Annotated in this window: 20 protein-coding genes, 1 tRNA gene and 1 pseudogene; 11 read left to right on the top strand and 11 right to left on the bottom strand. The window is 69.2% G+C overall.

Translation table 11 applies throughout. The features are described 5' to 3' along the window. Positions 1-205 precede the first annotated feature (205 nt). The 7 genes from rho to ACZ44S_RS11540 form a co-directional block, all read right to left on the bottom strand. Entirely contained in the window at positions 206-2,278 is a 2,073-nt protein-coding gene (gene rho, locus ACZ44S_RS11570) for a transcription termination factor Rho (protein WP_466927226.1), read from the bottom strand. A gap of 420 nt (positions 2,279-2,698) precedes the next feature. Then, positions 2,699-3,616: a homoserine kinase gene (thrB, locus tag ACZ44S_RS11565; RefSeq protein ID WP_466927223.1), complete on the bottom strand. Its 918-nt coding sequence runs from the start codon at positions 3,614-3,616 to the stop codon at positions 2,699-2,701. A 397-nt stretch (positions 3,617-4,013) separates the two neighbouring features. Further along, entirely contained in the window at positions 4,014-5,072 is a 1,059-nt protein-coding gene (gene thrC, locus ACZ44S_RS11560) for a threonine synthase (protein WP_190161612.1), read from the bottom strand. 6 nt (positions 5,073-5,078) lie between these two features. Then, positions 5,079-6,371, bottom strand: coding sequence for a homoserine dehydrogenase (locus tag ACZ44S_RS11555; protein WP_466927221.1), 1,293 nt, complete (start codon positions 6,369-6,371; stop codon positions 5,079-5,081). A 214-nt stretch (positions 6,372-6,585) separates the two neighbouring features. After that, the gene (gene lysA / locus ACZ44S_RS11550; protein WP_466927218.1) at positions 6,586-7,977 is read right to left on the bottom strand and encodes a diaminopimelate decarboxylase; all 1,392 of its coding nucleotides are present in this window, start codon (positions 7,975-7,977) and stop codon (positions 6,586-6,588) included. Between the two features lie 17 nt (positions 7,978-7,994). Continuing rightward, positions 7,995-9,032 (bottom strand): ArgS-related anticodon-binding protein NrtL, encoded by a 1,038-nt coding sequence (gene nrtL, locus ACZ44S_RS11545; RefSeq protein ID WP_466927216.1) that lies wholly within the window; start codon positions 9,030-9,032, stop codon positions 7,995-7,997. Positions 9,033-9,119: 87 nt separating this feature from the next. After that, positions 9,120-9,602, bottom strand: coding sequence for a response regulator (locus ACZ44S_RS11540; protein WP_466927214.1), 483 nt, complete (start codon positions 9,600-9,602; stop codon positions 9,120-9,122). Positions 9,603-9,729: 127 nt separating this feature from the next. On the opposite strand from ACZ44S_RS11540, the gene ACZ44S_RS11535 reads away from it, so the two are divergent. Beyond that, positions 9,730-9,801, top strand: a tRNA-Arg gene (locus ACZ44S_RS11535). 592 nt (positions 9,802-10,393) lie between these two features. After that, a pseudogene (locus ACZ44S_RS11530) lies at positions 10,394-10,689 on the top strand (hypothetical protein); the annotation flags it as partial. 118 nt (positions 10,690-10,807) lie between these two features. On the opposite strand, the gene ACZ44S_RS11525 reads toward ACZ44S_RS11530, so the two are convergent. After that, on the bottom strand, positions 10,808-11,236 hold the full coding sequence (locus ACZ44S_RS11525; protein WP_466927212.1) for a winged helix-turn-helix transcriptional regulator: 429 nt from the start codon (positions 11,234-11,236) through the stop codon (positions 10,808-10,810). 63 nt (positions 11,237-11,299) lie between these two features. Here ACZ44S_RS11525 and ACZ44S_RS11520 point away from each other — a divergent pair, with 63 nt between their 5' ends. Beyond that, on the top strand, positions 11,300-11,719 hold the full coding sequence (locus tag ACZ44S_RS11520; RefSeq protein WP_466927485.1) for a YybH family protein: 420 nt from the start codon (positions 11,300-11,302) through the stop codon (positions 11,717-11,719). A gap of 148 nt (positions 11,720-11,867) precedes the next feature. Here ACZ44S_RS11520 and ACZ44S_RS11515 read toward each other — a convergent pair whose 3' ends face one another. Continuing rightward, positions 11,868-12,278 carry an ATP-binding protein gene (locus ACZ44S_RS11515; RefSeq protein WP_466927209.1) on the bottom strand — a complete coding sequence of 137 codons (411 nt, stop codon included), beginning with the start codon at positions 12,276-12,278 and terminating at the stop codon, positions 11,868-11,870. A gap of 252 nt (positions 12,279-12,530) precedes the next feature. Here ACZ44S_RS11515 and ACZ44S_RS11510 point away from each other — a divergent pair, with 252 nt between their 5' ends. Together ACZ44S_RS11510 and ACZ44S_RS11505 are read left to right on the top strand one after the other, a co-directional pair. Further along, positions 12,531-13,382: a helix-turn-helix domain-containing protein gene (locus ACZ44S_RS11510; RefSeq protein WP_466927207.1), complete on the top strand. Its 852-nt coding sequence runs from the start codon at positions 12,531-12,533 to the stop codon at positions 13,380-13,382. Positions 13,383-13,393: 11 nt separating this feature from the next. Then, a complete protein-coding gene (locus ACZ44S_RS11505; RefSeq protein ID WP_466927204.1) occupies positions 13,394-13,585 on the top strand; it encodes a hypothetical protein in 192 nt (63 codons plus the stop codon). Positions 13,586-13,619: 34 nt separating this feature from the next. Here the strand turns inward: ACZ44S_RS11505 and ACZ44S_RS11500 are convergent, their stop codons facing one another. Further along, entirely contained in the window at positions 13,620-14,828 is a 1,209-nt protein-coding gene (locus ACZ44S_RS11500; protein ID WP_466927202.1) for an HNH endonuclease, read from the bottom strand. Positions 14,829-14,988: 160 nt separating this feature from the next. Here ACZ44S_RS11500 and ACZ44S_RS11495 point away from each other — a divergent pair, with 160 nt between their 5' ends. The 3 genes from ACZ44S_RS11495 (at position 14,989) to ACZ44S_RS11485 (ending at position 16,289) form a co-directional block, all read left to right on the top strand. Continuing rightward, positions 14,989-15,252: a CopG family transcriptional regulator gene (locus ACZ44S_RS11495; RefSeq protein WP_466927200.1), complete on the top strand. Its 264-nt coding sequence runs from the start codon at positions 14,989-14,991 to the stop codon at positions 15,250-15,252. After that, positions 15,249-15,662 carry a type II toxin-antitoxin system VapC family toxin gene (locus tag ACZ44S_RS11490; protein ID WP_466927197.1) on the top strand — a complete coding sequence of 138 codons (414 nt, stop codon included), beginning with the start codon at positions 15,249-15,251 and terminating at the stop codon, positions 15,660-15,662. The genes ACZ44S_RS11495 and ACZ44S_RS11490 overlap by 4 nt, the downstream gene beginning before the upstream one ends. Positions 15,663-15,851: 189 nt before the next feature. Continuing rightward, positions 15,852-16,289 carry a DUF5980 family protein gene (locus ACZ44S_RS11485; protein WP_466927194.1) on the top strand — a complete coding sequence of 146 codons (438 nt, stop codon included), beginning with the start codon at positions 15,852-15,854 and terminating at the stop codon, positions 16,287-16,289. Positions 16,290-16,341: 52 nt separating this feature from the next. Here the strand turns inward: ACZ44S_RS11485 and ACZ44S_RS11480 are convergent, their stop codons facing one another. Continuing rightward, complete coding sequence (locus ACZ44S_RS11480; protein ID WP_466927192.1) at positions 16,342-17,229, bottom strand: class I SAM-dependent methyltransferase; 888 nt, start codon at positions 17,227-17,229, stop codon at positions 16,342-16,344. 282 nt (positions 17,230-17,511) lie between these two features. On the opposite strand from ACZ44S_RS11480, the gene ACZ44S_RS11475 reads away from it, so the two are divergent. The 3 genes from ACZ44S_RS11475 to ACZ44S_RS11465 are packed head-to-tail and all read left to right on the top strand — an operon-like array spanning position 17,512 to position 20,533. Next, a complete protein-coding gene (locus tag ACZ44S_RS11475; protein WP_466927189.1) occupies positions 17,512-18,729 on the top strand; it encodes a sugar ABC transporter substrate-binding protein in 1,218 nt (405 codons plus the stop codon). Then, complete coding sequence (locus ACZ44S_RS11470; protein WP_466927187.1) at positions 18,729-19,676, top strand: carbohydrate ABC transporter permease; 948 nt, start codon at positions 18,729-18,731, stop codon at positions 19,674-19,676. Before ACZ44S_RS11475 ends, ACZ44S_RS11470 begins: the two co-directional genes overlap by 1 nt. Then, positions 19,673-20,533, top strand: a complete 861-nt coding sequence (locus ACZ44S_RS11465) for a carbohydrate ABC transporter permease (RefSeq protein WP_466927184.1) — start codon at positions 19,673-19,675, stop codon at positions 20,531-20,533. The genes ACZ44S_RS11470 and ACZ44S_RS11465 overlap by 4 nt, the downstream gene beginning before the upstream one ends. Positions 20,534-20,575 lie beyond the last annotated feature (42 nt).

The following is a 20,575-nucleotide window of genomic DNA, read 5'->3' as shown; positions in this document are numbered from 1 at the left end:
GGCCGTCACGGCCCGTACGCCACCATGGTCCCGCCGTCGGGTCAGACGGGGAAATCCGGCAAAGGGTTGCACAGCGCCCTTGTGGCAAAGATCTCGCTCACGCCCCGCCGGCCCCGGAACCACGCAAAGGGCCGCTTCCGTAACGGAAGCGGCCCTTTGCCACATCGGCCCTGCGTCGCAGCGACCTTGTGCAGGAAGCGGAACGTCAGTCGCCGTTGCCCGGCGTCGGCGTCGTCTTCTGGATCTGCATCAGGAACTCGGCGTTCGACTTCGTCTGCTTCATCTTGTCGAGGAGCAGTTCGACCGCCTGCTGCTGGTCGAGGGCGTGCAGCACCCGGCGCAGCTTCCAGACGATGGCGAGCTCGTCGCTGGCGAGCAGGATCTCTTCCTTACGGGTACCGGACGCGTCGACGTCCACCGCGGGGAAGATCCGCTTGTCGGCGAGCTTGCGGTCGAGCTTGAGCTCCGCGTTGCCCGTGCCCTTGAACTCCTCGAAGATCACCTCGTCCATGCGGGACCCGGTGTCCACCAGGGCGGTGGCGAGGATGGTCAGCGAGCCGCCGTCCTCGATGTTGCGGGCCGCACCGAAGAACCGCTTCGGCGGGTACAGGGCGGTCGAGTCGACACCACCGGACAGGATGCGGCCGGAGGCCGGGGCGGCGAGGTTGTACGCACGGCCCAGACGCGTGATCGAGTCGAGCAGGACGACGACGTCGTGACCCAGCTCCACCAGGCGCTTGGCGCGCTCGATGGCGAGCTCGGCGACCGTGGTGTGGTCCTCGGCCGGGCGGTCGAAGGTCGAGGAGATGACCTCGCCCTTGACCGACCGCTGCATGTCGGTGACCTCTTCCGGACGCTCGTCGACGAGGACGACCATCAGGTGGCACTCGGGGTTGTTGTGGGTGATCGCGTTGGCGATCGCCTGCATGATCATGGTCTTGCCGGTCTTCGGCGGGGCCACGATCAGACCGCGCTGGCCCTTGCCGATCGGCGACACGAGGTCGATGATCCGGGTGGTCAGCACGCCCGGGTCCGTCTCCAGACGGAGGCGGTCCTGCGGGTACAGCGGGGTGAGCTTGTTGAACTCCGGGCGGCCGCGGCCGTGTTCGGGCGCCATGCCGTTGACGGAGTCCAGGCGGACCAGCGCGTTGAACTTCTCGCGGCGCTCGCCCTCCTTGGGCTGGCGCACGGCGCCGGTGATGTGGTCGCCCTTGCGCAGGCCGTTCTTGCGGACCTGGGCGAGGGAGACGTACACGTCGTTGGGACCGGGCAGGTAGCCGGAGGTCCGGATGAAGGCGTAGTTGTCGAGGATGTCCAGGATGCCCGCGACCGGGATCAGGACGTCGTCCTCGGCGATCTGCGGCTCCTGCACGTCGTCGCGGCCACGGCGGCCACGGCGGTCGCGGTAGCGGCCGCGACGGCCACGGCGGCCGCCTCCGTCGTCGTCGTAACCGTCGTCCTGACGTCCGCCGCCCTGCTGGTTCTGCTGACGGCCGCCGCCCTGGTTCTGCTGGTCGTCGCCCTTGCTGCGGCGGTCGCCACGGTCGCCACGGTCACCGCGGTCGCCACGGTCACCGCGGTCGCCGCGGTCGCCGCGGTCGCCCCGGTCACGGTCGCGGCCGCGGTCACGGCGGTCGCGGCGACGGCCCTCGCCGCCCTCGTGGTCGGACTTGCCCTCGCCCTGCTGCGACTGCTGCTGGGCCGGGGTCTCGGCCTTGGAGTCCGTCTTCGCCTCGGCGGTGATCGTCTCGGTCGCGGCGGCCGGGGCTCCGGCCTCGGCGGTCGCGCGACGGCGGCGGCGCTCGGCGGGGGCGGCGTCCTCGGCCTGCTCGGCCGAGGCCTTCGGAGAGGGCTGGCCCGGGATCTCGATCTGCTGCTGGGCCGCGGCCTTCTCGGCGGGGGCCTCCTGCTCGGCCTTGGCGTCGGCCTTCTTCTCCGCGGTGTCACCCGTACGGGTCCGGGAGGTGGCGCGGCGCTTGGGCTTGGTCTCGGCGGCGGACTCGGCCTTGGCCGGGGCGGCTCCCCCGGAGGGGGCACCTCCGCCGGCGGCCTGCGCCTCCTTGATGACCTCGATCAGCTGGCTCTTGCGCATGCGCGCGGTGCCCCTGATTCCGAGACCGGATGCGACCTGTTGCAGCTCGGCCAGCACCATGCCCTCGAGGCCGGTACCGCGGCGCCGCCGGGAGCCGGCACCGGAGGCAGGCGCGGAAGCGTCCGTGGCGGGCGCGGCAGCGGTCTCCTCGACACGTGCGCCCATCAGATCGGTGGTGTCGCTCACGAAGGGTCCTTCCCTGGAGCGGACGTCGGCCTGTCTGGCTCGGCGACCGGTTGTGCTGTCCGGCATCGGTCCTTGCTGTGCGAACCGTGCCGGGGCGGTTGTCCGCCTGAGCGGCGGAAGAGATATCTGGTGATGGCGCTTCCTCGAGCCGTGGCACCCAGTGTCACGTGGCGTGGTCGCACCGGTTCCGGAGCTCCCCCAGAGGGGGTTGCCCCACCGTCGGGCCGTTCAGCGTCCGCGTACGACGTACTGCCCGCGTACGTAGCAGTGAACACAGTGCGGCTTGGGGGGCTCCCGGAAGAATGTCTGTCCCGGACGGGGACACGAGGCACCTCGCCATGGTGGGGTCGGGTGCAGACTTGAGGTTAACACTACCGGATCCAACAAACATTCCCCCTCTCCAAATCCGGCAACCGTGTGTCAGGTGGCGAGCGGAAGCACGCTCGCGCCCTGCACATCGAGACTGAGCCGATTGGCGGCCCAGTCGGTGCCGGCCAGTGCTTCGACCTTGTCGGCGCTGTCCGCGTCGGCCAGCGCCATGACCGTGGGCCCGGCGCCGGAGATCACCGCGGGGATGCCGTCCCCGCGCAGCCGCTCCACCAGGGCGGCGCTCTCGGGCATGGCCGGGGCGCGGTACTCCTGGTGCAGGCGGTCCTCGGTGGCGGGCAGCAGCAGCTCGGGGCGCCTGGTCAGGGCCTCGACGAGCAGGGCGGCACGGCCCGCGTTGGCGGCGGCGTCGACGTGCGGCACGGTGCGCGGGAGCAGTCCGCGCGCGGTCTCGGTGAGAACCGGCTTCCCGGGCACGAAAACCACCGGAACGATGGAATCGGCGGGCTCCATCCTGATCGCCCGGGCGGAGCCGCCCTCCATCCAGGACAGGGTGAATCCGCCCAGCAGACAGGCGGCGACATTGTCGGGGTGGCCCTCGATCTCGGTGGCCAGTTCGAGCAGTGCGGTGTCGTCGAGCTTGGCGTCGGCGCCTATCGTCACGGCGCGGGCGGCGACGATCCCGGCGCAGATGGCGGCGGAGGAGGAGCCCAGGCCCCGGCCGTGCGGAATCCGGTTGGCGCAGACGATCTCGAGGCCCCGCGGCTGTCCGCCGAGCAGGTCGAAGGCGGTGCGCAGGGACCGTACGAGCAGATGGCGCTCGTCGCGCGGGAGGTTCTCGCTTCCCTCACCGGCGATGTCGATGTGCAGCCCGGAGTCGGCCACCCGGACGACCACGTCGTCGTACAGCCCCAGCGCGAGGCCGAGGGCGTCGAAGCCCGGGCCGAGGTTGGCGCTGGTGGCGGGGACGCGCACCCGGACGGCGGCGGCTCGGAAGGCGGGACCGGCCATCGCTCGAAGACTCTCCTTGAGCTGCGTGACTGTCGAATGACATTCGAGGACATTCGACGACATCCGATGGACATTCGATGACGTACGAGACCCTGGGGCCGCCGCCGACCGGGGTGGCCGGCCGCTTTCCGGGTCGCTCCCGGCCGCTTTCCGGACCGTGGAGACGACGCACTGCCGCGGCATATGCGGCGGGCGGGTTCAGTACAGCCTATCGAAGGAAGGTTCAGTGGCGACATAGGGCGCACAGGCGGCGCACGATGCGTGTCGCGAGCCCCCTGTGCACCCCCTCCAGGTAACTTCCCCAGGTCGACGCGCCCTTACGCCGGTCCTGTGCATTCCGGCGGGCACTGGGATCCGTGACCGCCCCGGCCGTCCGGGGACCGGCCGGACCCGGCGGTCAGACGAGCCCGAGCCGCTGGGCGGCGGTCGCCGCGTCGACGGGAACGGTGACCGGCTGCGGCGCACCGGCGACGGCCCAGTCGGGGTCCTTCAGACCGTTGCCGGTGACCGTGCACACGATCTTCTGGCCCGGGTCGACCCTGCCCAGCTCGGCGGCCTTCAGCAGACCGGCCACCGACGCGGCGGACGCGGGCTCGACGAAGACGCCCTCCTGCGAGGCCAACAGCCGGTAGGCGCGCAGGATCTCACGGTCCGTCACCTCGTCGATGGCACCGCCGGACTCGTCCCGCGCGGCGAGCGCGAACTCCCAGGAGGCGGGGTTGCCGATCCGGATGGCGGTGGCGATGGTCGACGGGTCCTTGACGACCTCGCCGCGCACGATCGGCGCACTGCCGGAGGCCTGGAAGCCCCACATGCGCGGCGTCCTGGTGCTGACACCGTCGGCGGCGTACTCCTTGTACCCCTTCCAGTACGCGGTGATGTTGCCCGCGTTGCCCACCGGCAGCACATGGATGTCGGGGGCGTCACCCAGCATGTCCACGATCTCGAAGGCGGCGGTCTTCTGCCCCTCAATACGCACCGGGTTGACCGAATTGACCAGCGCCACAGGGTAGTTGTCGCTCAGCGCGCGGGCCAGCGTGAGGCAGTCGTCGAAGTTGCCGTCGACCTGGAGGATCTTCGCCCCGTGGACCAGCGCCTGGCCCATCTTGCCGAGCGCGATCTTGCCCTGCGGCACGAGCACGGCGGAGACCATGCCGGCCCGCACCCCGTACGCGGCGGCGGAGGCGGAGGTGTTGCCGGTGGAGGCGCAGATGACGGCCTTGGCCCCCTCCTCCTTGGCCCGGGAGATCGCCATCGTCATCCCGCGGTCCTTGAAGGACCCGGTGGGGTTCGCCCCCTCGACCTTGAGGTGCACCTCGCAGCCCGTGCGCTCGGAGAGCACCTGCGCGGGCACGAGCGGCGTACCGCCCTCACGGAGCGTCACGACCGGCGTGCTGTCGGATACCGGCAGCCGGTCCCGGTACTCCTCGATGATTCCGCGCCACTGGTGGGTCATTGCTGGTTACTCTCCTTCAACCCGCATGATGCTGGCGACACCACGCACGGTGTCGAGCTTGCGCAGCGCCTCGACGGTCCCGCCGAGGGCGGCGTCGGACGCACGGTGGGTGACGACGACGAGGGAGGCCTCACCGTCCTTGCCCGACTGGCGCACCGTGTCGATCGAGACACCGTGCTCCGCGAACACGGTCGCGACCTGGGCGAGAACACCCGGTTTGTCGGCCACGTCCAGGCTGATGTGGTAGCGGGTGACGACCTCGCCCATCGACGAGACGGGCAGCGCGGCGTACGCGGACTCACCCGGTCCGGTGGTCCCGCCGACCCGGTTGCGCCCCACGGCGACCAGGTCCCCGAGCACGGCGGAGGCGGTCGGCGCGCCGCCCGCGCCGGGACCGTAGAACATCAACTGCCCGGCGGCGTCCGACTCCACGAACACGGCGTTGTAGGCGCCCCGCACGGAGGCCAGCGGATGGCTGAGCGGGATCATCGCCGGATGCACCCGCGCGGTGACCGACGCCCCGTCCTCGGCCCGCTCGCAGATGGCGAGCAGCTTGATGGTGCAGCCCATCTCCTTGGCGGAGGCGAAGTCGGCGGCGGTGACCTCGGTCATCCCCTCGCGGTGGACGTCGTCGAGACGCACCCGCGTGTGGAAGGCGATCCCGGCGAGGATGGCCGCCTTGGCGGCGGCGTCGAAGCCCTCGACGTCGGCGGTCGGGTCGGCCTCGGCGTACCCGAGCGCGGTGGCCTCGTCGAGCGCCTCCTGGTAGCCGGCGCCCGTGGTGTCCATCTTGTCGAGGATGAAGTTGGTGGTGCCGTTGACGATGCCGAGCACCCGGTTGACCTTGTCACCGGCGAGGGACTCGCGCAGCGGCCGGATCAGCGGGATGGCGCCGGCGACGGCGGCCTCGTAGTAGAGGTCCTTGCCGTGCTCCTCGGCCGCGGCGTGCAGCGCGGCGCCGTCCTGGGCGAGCAGCGCCTTGTTCGCGGAGACGACGGAGGCGCCGTGCTCGAAGGCGGTGGTGATGAGCGTACGGGCGGGCTCGATGCCGCCGATGACCTCCACGACGATGTCGAGGTCGCCCCGTTTGACGAGCGCGGTGGCGTCGGTGGTCACCAGCTCGGGGTCGATCCCCTCACGCACCTTGTCGGGCCGCCGCACGGCCACGCCCGCCAGCTCCACCGGGGCCCCGATCCGGGCGGCGAGGTCGTCGGCGTGCGTCGTCATGATGCGCGCCACCTCTGAGCCGACCACTCCACAGCCCAGCAGCGCCACCTTCAGCGGACGCGTACGCATCATCCGACCTCGTTTCCTGATTACCGTCTCGGTTGCACCAGTCTCACTCACCGGACGGGAGTTTCTGCCCTTTGTCCGGATCGTGAGACATCTATTTCATTTACTCGGCCAGTAGGACCGAAGATCTTCCTGAGCTCTTCCCGAGTACTTCCCGAGACCTTCTGGAACGCCGACCACCTGGCCGGGGCGACGGGCGCCCCCTCCGACCAGCAGACCGCTACCCGACATCGAGCCGGAGCAGATCCTCCTCCGTCTCCCGCCGGACGATGACCCGCGCCTCGCCGCCGCGCACGGCGACGACCGGCGGACGGAGCACATGGTTGTAGTTGCTGGCCATGGACCGGCAGTACGCGCCGGTCGCCGGCACGGCGATGAGGTCGCCCGGCGCCAGGTCCCCCGGCAGGAAGGCGTCCTTCACCACGATGTCCCCGCTCTCGCAGTGCTTGCCGACGACCCGGCAGAGCATCGGCTCGGCGTCGGAGCTGCGGGAGACCAGGGAGACGCTGTACTGGGCGTCGTACAGGGCGGTGCGGATGTTGTCCGACATCCCCCCGTCGACGGAGACGTAGGTCCGCAGCCCGTCGAGCGGCTTGACCGTGCCGACCTCGTAGAGCGTGAACGCGGTCGGCCCGACGATGGCGCGCCCGGGCTCGACGGAGATCCGCGGCGTGCTCAGCCGTGCACTCTCGCACTCCCGGGTGACGATCTCGGTCAGCGCCTTGGCGATCTCGTGCGGCTCCCGGGGGTCGTCGTCACTGGTGTACGCGATCCCGAGGCCGCCCCCGAGGTCGATCTCGGGCAGCTCGACACCGTGCTCGTCACGAATGTCCTTGAGCAACCCGACCACGCGGTGCGCGGCGACCTCGAAGCCCGACATGTCGAAGATCTGCGACCCGATGTGCGAGTGGATTCCGATGAGCTCCAGCCCGTCGAGCTTCAGGGCCCGCCGCACGGCTTCGGCGGCCTGCCCGCCGGCCAGCGGAATCCCGAACTTCTGGTCCTCGTGCGCGGTGGCGATGAACTCGTGCGTGTGCGCCTCGACACCGACGGTGATACGAATCTGCACCCGCTGCCGCGTGCCGAGCTCCTGCGCGATGTGCGCGACCCGGACGATCTCCTGGAACGAGTCGAGCACGATCCGCCCGACCCCGGCCTCGACCGCCCGCCGGATCTCACCGACGGACTTGTTGTTCCCGTGGAAGGCGATCCGCTCGGCGGGCATCCCGGCGGAGAGCGCGGTGGCCAGCTCCCCACCCGAGCACACGTCCAGATTGAGCCCCTCCTCGTGCAGCCAGCGCACGACGGCCCGCGACAGGAACGCCTTGCCGGCGTAGAACACGTCGGCGTCGTTCCCGAACGCGGTGCGCCAGGCCCGCGCCCGGGCCCGGAAGTCGTCCTCGTCGAGGAAGTAGGCGGGGGTGCCGAACTCCTCGGCGAGCCGCTTGACGTCGATCCCGCCGACGGTGAGCACACCGTCGTCGGTACGGGTGACCGTCTCGGACCACACCTTGGGGTCGAGGGCGTTGAGATCGGCGGGCGGTGCGGAGTAGTGCCCCTCGGGGAGGACATCGGCGTGACGGGGCCCGGCGGGGTGTGCGGAACGGCTCATGACTGGTCTTGGGCTTCCTAGAGATGATCGGGTGCGTCGATGCCGAGCAGGGAAAGGCCACCGGCCAGCACCGTCCCGGCGGCTTCGGCGAGGGCGAGCCGGGCACGGTGGGCGGCCGAGGGTTTCTCCTCACCCAGGGGCAGCACGGCGGGAAGCAACGGCATGAGGGCATCGGCGACGGTGACGAGATGCCGGGCGAGCCGGTCGGGCGCACGGTGGGTGGCGGCGCTGAGAAGGACGCGGGGGTGGTCGGCGAGGGCCTGGTGCAGCGCGGACGCGTCGACGGCCCCCGGCTCGGGCCCGAACCCCAAATCTGCGGCATTACGCACCACCGCCCGGCTCCGGGCATGCGCGTACCGCACCCGGAACAACGGATTGCTCTCACGCTGCGCCAGATGCTCGTCCCCGATCCGGGGCCGGTCGTGGGGCGCGGGATGCAGCAGGGCCCAGCGGGCGGCGTCACGACCGAGGGGAAGCGGGTCGGAGGGCGCGGGAACGGGCCGAACGCCGACGTCGACGTTCGTCGCGTCGGAGACGCTGTCGACACGTACGCCCAGGACACTCTCCCACTCGGCGTGGAGCGGCCCCACGCACTCGGCGTGCACGAGGGCACCCTGCGACCGGAGAATCCGGGCCACAACATCGAGCTGAACGACAGCACGCACCTCGCGGGCCGCGACCAGCCGTACGACACCCTCCCCGGCAAGGGAGTCTCCGTGCCCGTACCGGCCCCCGCACCGCAGAACCTCACGCACGACCTCGACGGGCGCGGCACCCCCGAGGGAGATGTTGAGGAACCCGGGCCCGGTGACCACGACGTCGCTGATCCCGCCGGCGCCGAGCAGACGCTCGCGCAGCACTTCGGCGACGCGGTGCGCCGGCTTACCGGCCGGGCCGGCGAGCTGGAGGGCGACGTTGGTCGCGTAGTCCCCGCACCCCCCGGGCCCCGGAGGCGCGACGACGACCCGCTCGGGCGGCGCCACGTTCAGCTCTCCCTCGTCGACGGCACGGCGCACCGCGTGCAGCACGGTGCGGGAGAGCTCGACGGGGGTCACGGGACAAGCGTAGGGGAGGAGGGGGGTGGGTAGGCGAACGGGTTTGGCGGCGATTCCGGGATGTGGACGCCCGTGGACTGCCCGTCCTCACCCTCCGGCGTGCCCGGCGGCAGGGGCGGTGTCCCCTGGCCCGCGCACCCGCCCGTGAGGATCCACGATCAACCCCTGAACCAGCCGGACGAGTTCCTGAGGATCGAAGGGCTTGGCCAGCACGGCATCAACACCGACGTCCAGCCCCCTCTCCACCTCCTGCTGGGTGCAGGCACTGACGATGACGAGCGGAATGTCACGCGTCCGCGGATCGGCACGCAGCCGACCGGCGGTCCGCAGACCGTCGAGCCTCGGCATGACGACATCGAGGGTGACGAGGTCGGGCCGCACCTGATGAACGACTTCCAGACACTCGGCACCATCGGCCGCGGTCACGACCTCGATGCCCTCCAGCTCGAGGTTGACCCTGATCAACTGCCGGATGACCTTGTTGTCGTCCACAACAAGCACCCGGCCCGAAGTGCCTGGCACAACTCGAGAGTAGGTCGGGACCGGCCACCGCGTCCGGCGTTTCCCCACTTCCGCCCCGCACGAGCGACCCCCCGCCCTCCCGACCGACCCCGCCTGCTGCGAAAACGGGGTCCTGACCACCCCCGGGGAACTGGTAGTGTTCTACCCGTCGCCGCGATCACCGCGCGGGTGACACGCCCCCGTAGCTCAGGGGATAGAGCAACGGCCTCCGGAGCCGTGTGCGCAGGTTCGAATCCTGCCGGGGGCACACTGTGCAAGTGTGTCCAAGACCCCGTCACCAGCGGAACCCGCTGAGAACGGGGTCTTCGCGTATCTGCAGGCGTGTGGCGCTCGGTGCGGCGGTCGCAGGTGAGCCCCTACAGACAGGAAAGCTCCAGGCGTCGGGCACTCGGGTCGCTCGGAAGAGGGTGCGCTCGAATCCCGCCGTCGATTTCGATCTCTGCACACCCGGACGGGCGGCTTCGCTGTCATGCCAGAGCCTTCGCACCGCAATCCGGCTGTGCGAAGGCTCCGATAGCTAAGCAGTCCCCGGTAGTGCTGCACGTGTCCTGGAGTTCCAGTCGTCACCGTCACTCCGGTATCGCGCCGGCTTGCCGGGGGCCTACACCACATCCTGTCCAAGTCACTCCGCCGACTAGACGTCCTGATCGACTTTGTGGCTCTTCCGGTGTTATGGCTTACTCACCAGATTAATCCAGGTATGCACCGGGTCAATAGGTTTTGGACAAGATTCTCAGCATCCACCGCATGAAGGTGTGTGAGGGCCCCAAGGGTCCGGTGCGACAGCCACCCGGCAGGCAGGAGCCTGACGTCTCGGAGGCGTGCGCTTGGATGAGCGGGTGACCGTGCATGATGTTGCTCGACACCTGCCTGGGACAGCAGCCCTCCGGGAGCACTGCCGCTCCATGGCCGTCCTTGAGGCAGTCCTGAGCCCTGAGTGGGAGAGCCGTCGCCACTCCTTCGACGACCACTGGTCCCAGACGGAGTCGATGGCCGCGATGCCCAACGGATCGGGCGACGAGTACTCGATCGTATTCTCACCCGTCGGCGCCTACGTACGGGGATTCGATCACGCATCACCATGACCCCATACGCAGAGGGCGGTCCATGGCCCGGGGTGCTCGACGAGGTTCCTGTCCTACTGGATCTCTCGGAGGACATCGCAAAGATCGGCTATCCGAGGAGCTGAGACGCAGAGCACCAATGAGGCCTCAGGACGTGATAGCAGGAGCCTCTGAGGTGGGCAGGGGTGCCTATTCGTACTCGCGCCGCAAGTCTTCGATGCGCCGGTTGGCGACCTCCTGCCCGATGTCACGCGCCGACACCTCCGCTCCCCAGTCCCACAGAGCCTGGAGGACGGGGCCGAGGCGGTGGCCGCTCGGGGTGAGGGTGTAGCGCACTCGGGGTGGCCAGCCCGGTCGACGGTCGCGTTCGACGACTCCGGCCTCTGCAAGCTGCGCCAGGCGATCGGACAGCACCTTGTCCGACAGCGCGGGCAAGGCCGTACGCAGCTCGCTGTAGGAGCGGTCGCCACGCAGCAGTTCGCGGATTACCAGCGTCGTCCAGCGGCCTTGCAGTGCCGCCAGCGTGATCTCCACCGGGCACGCGGGGGTGGGTGCGGTGACATGCGCGCGCGGGTCGTCGGGCAGCCCTGCCGGGTAGCCAACCGTTCGGTGAGTCACGGAACCGCCTCCTAACGTGTGGGGCGCCTCGATTCTCCTGGCACGGAAGGACGTCTGTCGATCATGCGAACCTTGGCCGAACGGCCCGAAGAAGTGCCCGAGGTGTTCGCCGAGCGGTTCAACAGCGGTGACGCCGACGCACTCGCGCAGGTCTACGAGGAGGCGGCAGTGCTGGTGCCGCAGCCGGGAACACCTGCGACCGGTCCTGAACTGCATGCCGCAAACGGTCGGCTGCAAGAGCTCGGAGTGCCCATCGTGGTCCGTCCTCGACATGTGTATCAATGCGGAGACGTGGCGCTGCTGATAGTCGACTGGGTCATTGACGGGACCGGACGGCAGGGGCAGGCCGTGCATGTCGAGGGCACTGCCACCGACATCGCCCGGCGGGGTGCGGACGGCCGTTGGCGGTATGTCATCGACAATCCCTTCGGCACCGGCGCACAGCACCTCCCGACCGAGGACGCCGTGGAAGCGGGGTTCTGAGCGAGCTCGGGCACGGTCGGGTTGAGTACTGGCGCCGGATGGCTGAGCGGGGCCGCCGAGTAGGCCGGTGAAACCACTGCGGGTGTGGCCACGAGGCCGAGGCAGTGTCCACTTGAGTGAGCGGACTGGCTCGCGGTGGCCGGCCTGGTCATTTATGGCGGAAAGGGAGGCCCGCGATCACGGATGTTCCGCGGGTGGGGCGGGGACGGACGGTCCAGGCGGTGGCGAGGTGGTCGACGAGGAGCAGGCCCCGCCCGTTTTCGGAGTCCGTGTCCGGGTGGGTCAGTTCGGGCTTGCCGGTGCCGGGGTCGGAGACGGCCAGCCAGTAGTGTCCGTCGGCCGGCCACAGGACGAGTTCGATCAGGTCCTCGTCCTCCCGCAGGGTTCCGTGGCGGATGGCGTTGGTGACCAGTTCGGAGGTCAGCAGGCCCAAGTCGTCGCGCAGGTGCGGGCGGAGGGCGCGCGGCAGTGTTTCCGCGACGGCATGGCGGGCCCTCCGTACGGAGGTGGGGTGGGCGGGGAAGTGCCAGTGGGCGGGCACCAGGGGGATTTCGGCCATGGGGAACTCCAGTGCGGTGGGGAGGATTTGGGGAGCCGGTGGCCTGCCGCCCTGGTCGCGGGCGCACCCGTCCCAGGGCAGGCGGGCATGCTCGCGCGGTGCACTTCCGGCATCGCTTTGTGTAACTTGCGCGATACTGACAGTAGAGCAGGAGGGGCCACATTTGCCATGCGGCCCGAAATAATGGCCTCAGTGCGGTGCATTTGCGCTTATAGGACTTATCCGGACACCGCACCGTACGGAAGGAACGTCATGCCCCCGAGGACGATCCTCACTCAACGGCAAAAGCGTCTGGGTAGCGAGTTGCGCAGGATGCGCACCATGGCCGGCATGTCCGCGGAGTACGCCGCAGGGCTTCTCGGCGTCGACCGCAGCCGCATTTCCAACATGGAGTCCGGACTGCGCGGTATCAGCGCCGAACGGCTGCGCACGCTGGCCTGCAACTGCGACTGCACCGACGAGCGGTACCTCGATGCCCTCGCCGAGATGGCGGATCCCGGCCGGGCAGGATGGTGGGAACGCTACCGGGGCAGCTTGCCCCAGGGGTTACTGGACATCTCCGAGACCGAGGCCTACGCGGTACGTCTGCGGGGTGCGAACACCGTGCACGTACCGGGGCTGCTTCAGACGTCGGAGCACGCCATGGCCATCTTCCGCGCCGTGGTCCCGCAACTTCCGGAGCATGAGGTCGCTCTCCGTCTGGCCCACCGCTCCGAGCGCCAGAGTGTGATCACGCGCGACGATCCGGTGCCCTATGTGGCCGTGATCCACGAAGCGGCGCTTCGGATGCAGTTCGGTGGAGTGGATGTCGCCCGCGGGCAGTTGAAGTACCTGCTGGAAGTCTCCGAGTGGGACAACGTCACCGTGCTTGTGCTTCCCTTCGACCACGGCGCTTTCCCAGGAGCCGGGCAGACGGTTGTCTACGCCGAGGGGCCCGTGCCGCAGCTCGACACCGTGCAGATCGACAACTCCCATGGGCCGGACTTCCTCCACACCGACGGTCAGCTCGCGAAATACCGCGCCCAGCTCGACCTGTTGGAAGGTCTGGCACTGTCCCCGGAACGGTCCCGCGACTTCATCCGCGAGATCGCTCACCAACTATGAGGAGTGGCCACATGGCTGTCATCGCCTGGGAAGCCCCGTTCTGCGGCGAGGGAAGCTCCTGCTTCCGCCTCGGTATCGATACCGAGGGCAACGGGTACATAGCTGTTGCAGGTCAGGAGGAGAGCCCTCTTACCGACTCCCTCGAAGCCCTGCGCGCCCTCATCACCGACATCAAGGCCGGTAAGGCCGACCATCTGCTGTAGGGGCCTGTGACACTGCCGCCTGCGCATTCGGCGGTCAGCCACCTCGTGCATGGAGCATGCACAAGTCGCGGTGATAGCCGAAGTGCGCCTCGTCCAGCGGGTGTCCGGGGGCTCGGCGGAGGGGGAATGGGTCTCTGGCGTGGTTCGTCGCTCTCACCAGGCCGTCGGGGTCGACGTAGATCTCCAAGCCGTCGAAAGAGACATGGCAGTTGGCACACAGGCAGAGGAGGTTCTGTAGCTCGTCGGGGCCGTCGTGGGGTTTGCCCAGGCCTCTTATGTGCGCGGCCTCGCTGTACGGGCGGTTCAGGTAGCGGAGCGTCGTGTCGCAGATCTGGCACCGGTTGTCCTCGAGTTCCTTGACCTTCCTGGCCAGGTCCTCGTCGCGGACGATGACGGAGCGGGCCACGTCGCGGCGCGGTGCGGGGCCGCTCGCCCGCGCGTGCTCGTCCGGAGCGGCATCGGCGCTCTCCTCTGCCAGGCTGCCGGCTGTGGTGTATCCGGACAGGCCTATTCGCTTGAAGAGGGCCCGGCGGTCGACGTCCTCGAGATACGTCTCGCAGATCGTCGCGATGGCGTCGAGGCGGGTCACCGGGTCTCTGAGGAGGCTCGCGGTCCCTGCCGTGAAGCCGGCCTGTGGGTGGTGCGCGTCGAGGATGCCCATGTTCGGCATCTTCTTCGCCAGTTCGGTCGGGATGCCCTCGACCTCCCACAGTCCGCTGCCCCGGAGGTGCCAGAACGGGTACTGCGGTGTGGGCTTGGCGTTGGGAAGGCCGAAGTCGATCAGGAGCGGGCCGACCTCGTCGCGGAACTCCGGCCACGGAATCATGCGGGGTCGCTCGTCGACTTCGCGGGCTATCGCCCACAGGAGGCTCAACGGCTGGTGACGGCTCGGGGCCGGGTTGCCGGGGCCGCGGGAGACCTTGAGCTTACGGAGGCGCTCCATCAGGGCGGCACGGTTGCCGGATGGTTCCCCGGTCTCCACGATGAAGCCGAGCTCGCTCAGGCATCGCGCGACCGTGGCCGCTCCGCCGCTGAAGTCCCCCGCGCGCAGGAAGTCGCCGGTGGCGTAGCCGTGGGCCACACCGGCGATGGCCTTCGAGTCGTAGCGACGGCCGTCCAGGACCAACTCGTACGACGTGGCACGCCCGAAGCCGTACGTCTGGAGGAAGGTGTCCCGGCCCAGGCGGCGGAACTCTTCCGTCGCTGCGATGACGTCCTCATACCTGATGTCCCCAAGCCCCATACCCCGAAGGTTAGTCGGACAGTATGACAAGCCATGCGACACAGTGGGTGAGGGCGTTGAAGGCGTTCCCCCGCTCACCGACGAGGTCTGGCGCCCTGCTCCCTTCTCCCTGCGTACCGAGCCCGAGCATGGCAGTAGCATGAGAGGTAGCATGAAGGGCATGAGTGAGCCTACCCAGAAGTACTCGATCACGATGCCGCGGGACATCGCCGAAGCCGCTCGTGCCCGCAGCGGCCCTTCCGGCCTGTCCTCCTACGTCGCCGCAGCCGTTGCCCGCCAGATCGAGCGTGACAACCTCAACGACCTCATTCAGGTCGCCGAGGCGGAACACGGCCCCATCACCGAGGAGGAGGTCCAGGCCCTGCGCGATCAACTTCATGAGGCTCGCGCGCAGCAGACCGGTGATGAGGCGAGCGCAGCGTGACACGTTCCCCTGCTACACCCGGGGGCACCCTGGTACTCGACAGCGAGGGACTTGCCAAGGCTGTGCTCCGCGACCGTGCAGTCACCGCATGGCTGGCACTGGCGCGCGCCGATGACCAACGTGTCATCACGTCAGCGGCCACTCTGGTGGAAGTGGTGCACCCGCGCATCAACCGCCCAGCCCTGGAGTGGACGCTCTCCCGCCTGGTCGTGGAGCCCGTCACCGACGAGATCGCACGCCACGCCGCCGGCCTGCTCACCGACGCGGGCCTGCACGGCCACAAGTACGCCATCGATGCCATGCTCAGTGCGACCGCCCTCGCGGCTCCGGGACCCGTCACCGTGCTCACCTCCGATCCGGAAGACCTCATGACCCTGTGCGGAGCACGCGCCACCGTCATCAAGATCTGACACCGGGAGACAGCCCACCCAGCCGCAGTCACAGCCCCTGACAGCGTTATCAGGACACGGGTCTTTGAAAGTACAACAAGGCCTTGTTCGGGGGCGTAGGGCACGTGACACTCGTGGTGCTGCCGGTCCGCCGGAAGGACCGGGGGTTGTTTTCGTGCTGCCTTGTGTGCTTTCAACCAGGAGGTTTTCATGAGGAAGAGCTGCCGGAGGGCCGCGTTATTGGTCGGCCTGGTTTCCGCGGTCGCGCTGCCGCTCGTCGGTGCGGCGCCCGCGTCCGCCGACTCGGCGGAGGCGTGGACGCTGGCCGCCGAGGGGCAGCGGATCTGTGTGGATCCGGACCGCGGGTGGCCCTGGACGTATGCCTTCGCACCGGTGGAGGGGACCTGGTCCACCCCGATCGAGTACGGGATCCGGAAGTTGCCGCCCGGCTCGACCGGCCAGGGCGGCACGCTCGAGCCGGGTACCAATGAGCGCGACCCCGATGACGGTGGTCTGGCCGTCAACGGCTGGCTCGAGCTGTCGATCGCCCCTGCCCCGGCCGGTGAGTACCAGGCCGAGGTCTGGGCGTCCGACGGGAAGCAGACGGAGACCGATTCGTTGCTGCTCGTCTTCCGGGACGGGTGCTGACCTCAGCGTCTCAAGGGTCTCAAGCGTCTCGGCACGGTCGGTTTCCGTACGGTCATACGGCGTCCGCCACACCCGGCCAGGTGGCCGTGGCCAGCCAGTAGCGGGCCGTGAGGCGGACGCCGTCGTCCGTCGCGTAGGGGCGGAAGGCGTCGGCTGCCGCCTGACGGGCCCGGTCGACGGACTCCGGGGTGGCGTCGCGCAGCCAGTGGCGCATCGGGCCCCAGCCGAAGAGGAAGTCGGCGGCGTCCGTGGCGTCCGGGCCCCAGCGTTGGGACACCTCCAGCGGGGTGATGGTCACCTGCTCGAAGCCGGCTCCCGTCAGGACGCTCGTCGTGCGTTCCGGGTCCGCGAAGGCGGCGGGGCCGGTTTCGGTCTTCTCCGAGAAGTCCGGCAGGGTCACGTGCTCGGCCACGGCCTTGAAGATCGTCGACTGGTCCATCCTGTCGAGCGACTGGGGGCAGACGAAGGCCAGTCGGCCGCCTGGGCGGAGGGCGCGGCCCATGTTCGTGAACGCCGCCACCGGGTCGGCGAAGAACATGATGCCGAAGCGGCTCAGGGCGACGTCGAACGAGGCCGGTTCGAAGGGGTGGACCTGGGCGTCGGCCTGGATGTGGGTGACGTTGGTGAGGTGTTCCTCGGCGGCGGTCCGGCGGGCTCGTTCCAGCATGGGTGTGGACAGGTCGACGCCGACGGCCCGGCGTGCGGCGCGGGCGGCGAGCCTGGTCAGGCGGCCGTTGCCGCAGCCGATGTCCAGGACGCTGTCCGTGTCGTGGAGGCGTGCGGCGTCCAGGAGCGGGGCGTTGGCGGGGTCGTTGAGCGCGTCGTAGCGCGACTGGTGCTCGGCCCAGTGGCGGCCCTCGTAGCCGTTCCACGCCTCGAACTGGTGGGTGTTCGCGATCCGGTTCACGGTCGGGTTCACGATCTGGTTGTCGTCGGCCATGGGTTCCATGGTGCCGTGAGGGGCGCGTTCGTGGGGGACGAGCACCTCGTGTGTTCATGTATGTAAATTCTGTTCATTCTATTGATTCAGGCCATGTCTGTGCGTAGAGTCCGGCCACCTCGCCCGTACGCAATGGACGGAGCTCCCGTGTCGAAGCAACTCCGTAAATCAGAAGGAGCGCGGCGGTTGGGCGCCATCGCCGCCGTTCTCGCCGTAGCCGCCGCCACCGCCACCGCGTGTTCATCGGGTGGATCAGGTCAACAGCAGGATGATGCGCAGCCGTTGGAAGTCTGGATCCGGCAGGACGCCGGCAGTCCCGCCGCGGAGTCGGCCGAGGCACTCACCGAGGCGTTCACCAAGGAGAGCGGCATCGAGGCGAAGCTCGTCGCCGTCGGTGTGACGGACTTCGAGACCAAGCTGCAGCAGCGCACGGCGCAGAAGGACCTGCCGGACATCGTCATCAACGACACCGGTCAGCTGGGGAATCTGGTGACGCAGGGGCTGGTCCGTGAGGTGGACCGGGAGGGCGTGGCCGGGAGCGGTGACATCGCCGGCCGGGCGTGGGAGGCGGCGCAGGGGTACGACGGGAAGTATTACGGGGTTCCCTTCAATTCGCAGGCTTTCGCGCTGCTGATACGCAAGGACTGGCGGGAGAAGGTGGGGGCCGACCTTCCGAAGTCGTGGGACGAGTTGACGGAGCTCGCGGTCAAGTTCACCGAGGAGGACCCGGACGGGAACGGCAAGGACGACACCGCGGGCATGGTGGTGCCGGGGACCACGACGCGGGGATATCTGACCTGGTGGTTCTCGACCATGCTGTGGTCGGAGGGCGGTGACTTCGTCACGAAGCAGGGCGACGGTTACACGGCCGCGATCGACGAGCCCGGCTCGGTGCAGGCCGTCGAGAAGCTCCAGGCCATGTTCTGTGACTCCAAGGTCGTCCAGCCGGGGGCCAGTACGGCGGACTCCTCCACCACGCACACCGTCTTCGAGAGCGGCAAGGGCGGCATCTACCTGACCGGCCCCTACATGCTGCCGCGCTTCGACGGGACGCTCGGCAAGGACAAGTACGAGGTCGTCGCCGCCCCGCCCGGTGCCGAGGGGTCCGCTGCCCTCGCGGAGGGCGAGAACGTCTACCTGATGGCCGGCTCGGGGAATGAGAAGGGGCAGCAGAAGTTCGCGGAGTTCGCCGCCTCCCCGGCCGGGCAGAAGATCGGCCTCGGGGTCGACAACGGCGGCATCATCGTGCGGCTGCCGGTGAACACCACGGTGGACGGCGCCGCCGAGCGCAAGGACCCGCGCTGGGACGTCTTCCAGAAGGTGTACGACGACTCCGGACGCAACGCCCCCGCCCTGCCCAACTGGTCCACCGTCCGGCAGATCTCCTCCGAGGGCCTCAACGGCGTGGTCTCCGACTGCTCGCGCGACGTCGGCGACGCGATGGGCAAGCTCGCCGGGGAGATCGACGCCGAGCTCGAGAAGCAGGAGGCCAAGGGCTGATGGCGGTGACCGAGGCACGGGCGCCGCGCAAGGCGGACCTCCGGCGCCCGCCCCGTCGTACGGATCAGCCGGTGAAGACGCGGCTGCGCCGGGCCGCTACGCCCTGGTTGTTCCTGGCGCCCGCCCTGCTGCTCTTCCTCTACTTCAAGTTCATTCCCATGGCCCAGGCCGTGCAGATGAGCTTCCAGGAGGTCCGGCCGTTCCTCGGTAACACGTACGTCGGCGGTGAGAACTACTCCGAGATCGCGGGCAGCGCCGACTTCGGGGCGGCGGTGTGGCACACGGTGGTCCTGGCCGTGGCCACGACGGCCGGTTCGATCGTGCTCGGGCTGGCGCTGGCCCTGCTGCTGGAGGGCCAGAGCCGGTCCCTGTGGTTCATCCGGTCGGCGATCTTCCTGCCGGTGGTCACGGCCATGGCGGTGGTGGCCGAGGTGTGGCGGGTCATGTACTACCCGGCCGAGGGCGGTGCGCTGAATTCCGTGCTGTCCGTCTTCGGTATGGGGCCCAGCGAGTTCCTCAACTCGCCGGACAGCTCACTGGCGTCCATCGCCTTCGTCGGCATCTGGCGGGGCGCACCGTACGACATGATGATCTTCCTGGCGGGGCTGGCCGGTGTGGACCGGGTGCTCTACGAGGCGTCGGCGGTCGACGGTGCCTCGCGCTTCCGCCGGATCTGGCACGTCACGCTGCCCGGTCTGCGCCCGGTGTTCGCGATCCTGCTGACACTGGCCGCGATCCGGGGCCTGCGGATCTTCACCGAGGTGTTCCTGCTGACCAACGGTGGGCCCGACGGTTCCACGGAGGTGCTGTTGACCCTGACGTACAAGCTCGGTCTCGAACGCAACGAGCTGGGGGTCGCGGCGGCCGGAACCGTGTTGTTGTTCCTGATTCTGCTGGTGCTGACCATCGCGTCGCGCCTGCGCCGGAGGGAGGTGGGGGCCCGATGAGGAACGAGACGGCGCTCGGCCTCCAGGAAGCGCGCGGACCGTGGGCCCGGGTGCTGCGGTTCGTGCTGTACACCGCTCTGTTCGCGGTCTTCGCGGGGCCGCTGCTGGCGCTGATGATCGGCGCCTTCACCCCGACCGTGGACCCGACGCAGTTCACCCTGGTCCCCGACCGGCTGTCCCTGGACAACCTGGAACGGGCGATCGACCGGAACGTCCTGGACTATCTGCTGAACTCGTTCGTCGTGGTGGGCGGCGGGCTCGCCCTTCAGGTGCTGGTCAGTGTCTTCGCGGGGTACGCCCTGGCCCGCAAGAAGTTCCGCGGCTCGGCGGCGGTGCTGGTGCTCATCCTGGCGACGATGATGCTGCCGGAGGAGGTGCTGGCCGTACCGCTGTCGGTACTGCTGGCGGACCTGCCGGTGCTGCACATCAGTCTGGTCGGCTCGCTGGTCGGCATGATCGTGCCGGTGGCGGCGTGGGGCTTCTCCATCCTGGTGATGACCGAGTTCATGAAGGAGATTCCCAAGGAGCTGGAGGAGTCGGCGCGGCTGGACGGCGCGGGCGAGTTCCGTGTCTTCTGGCAGGTCGTCCTGCCGCTGTGCCGGCCCGCCCTGGGGGTGATCGGCATCTTCGGGTTCACGATGATCTGGGACCAGTACATGCTGCCGCTGCTGGTGGCCACCGACCCGGCGCAGTACACCCTGCCGCTGGCGCTGCGCTCCCTGCGCTCGGACGACCAGGTGGGCATCGGCGTGCTGCTCGTGGGCGCGTTCCTGGCGATGCTGCCTTCGGTGCTCGCCTTCCTGGCGTTGCAGCGCTCGTTCATCCGAGGACTGACGTCGGGGGCGGTGAAGGGATAGGAAGCGGTGAAGGGGTAGGGGGCGGTGAAGGGTAGGGGGCGG

The sequence above is a fragment of the Streptomyces malachitofuscus genome, assembly GCF_055571035.1.
The sequence above is the reverse complement of the archived record's forward strand: the minus strand, read 5'-3'. Positions and strand labels throughout refer to the sequence as shown.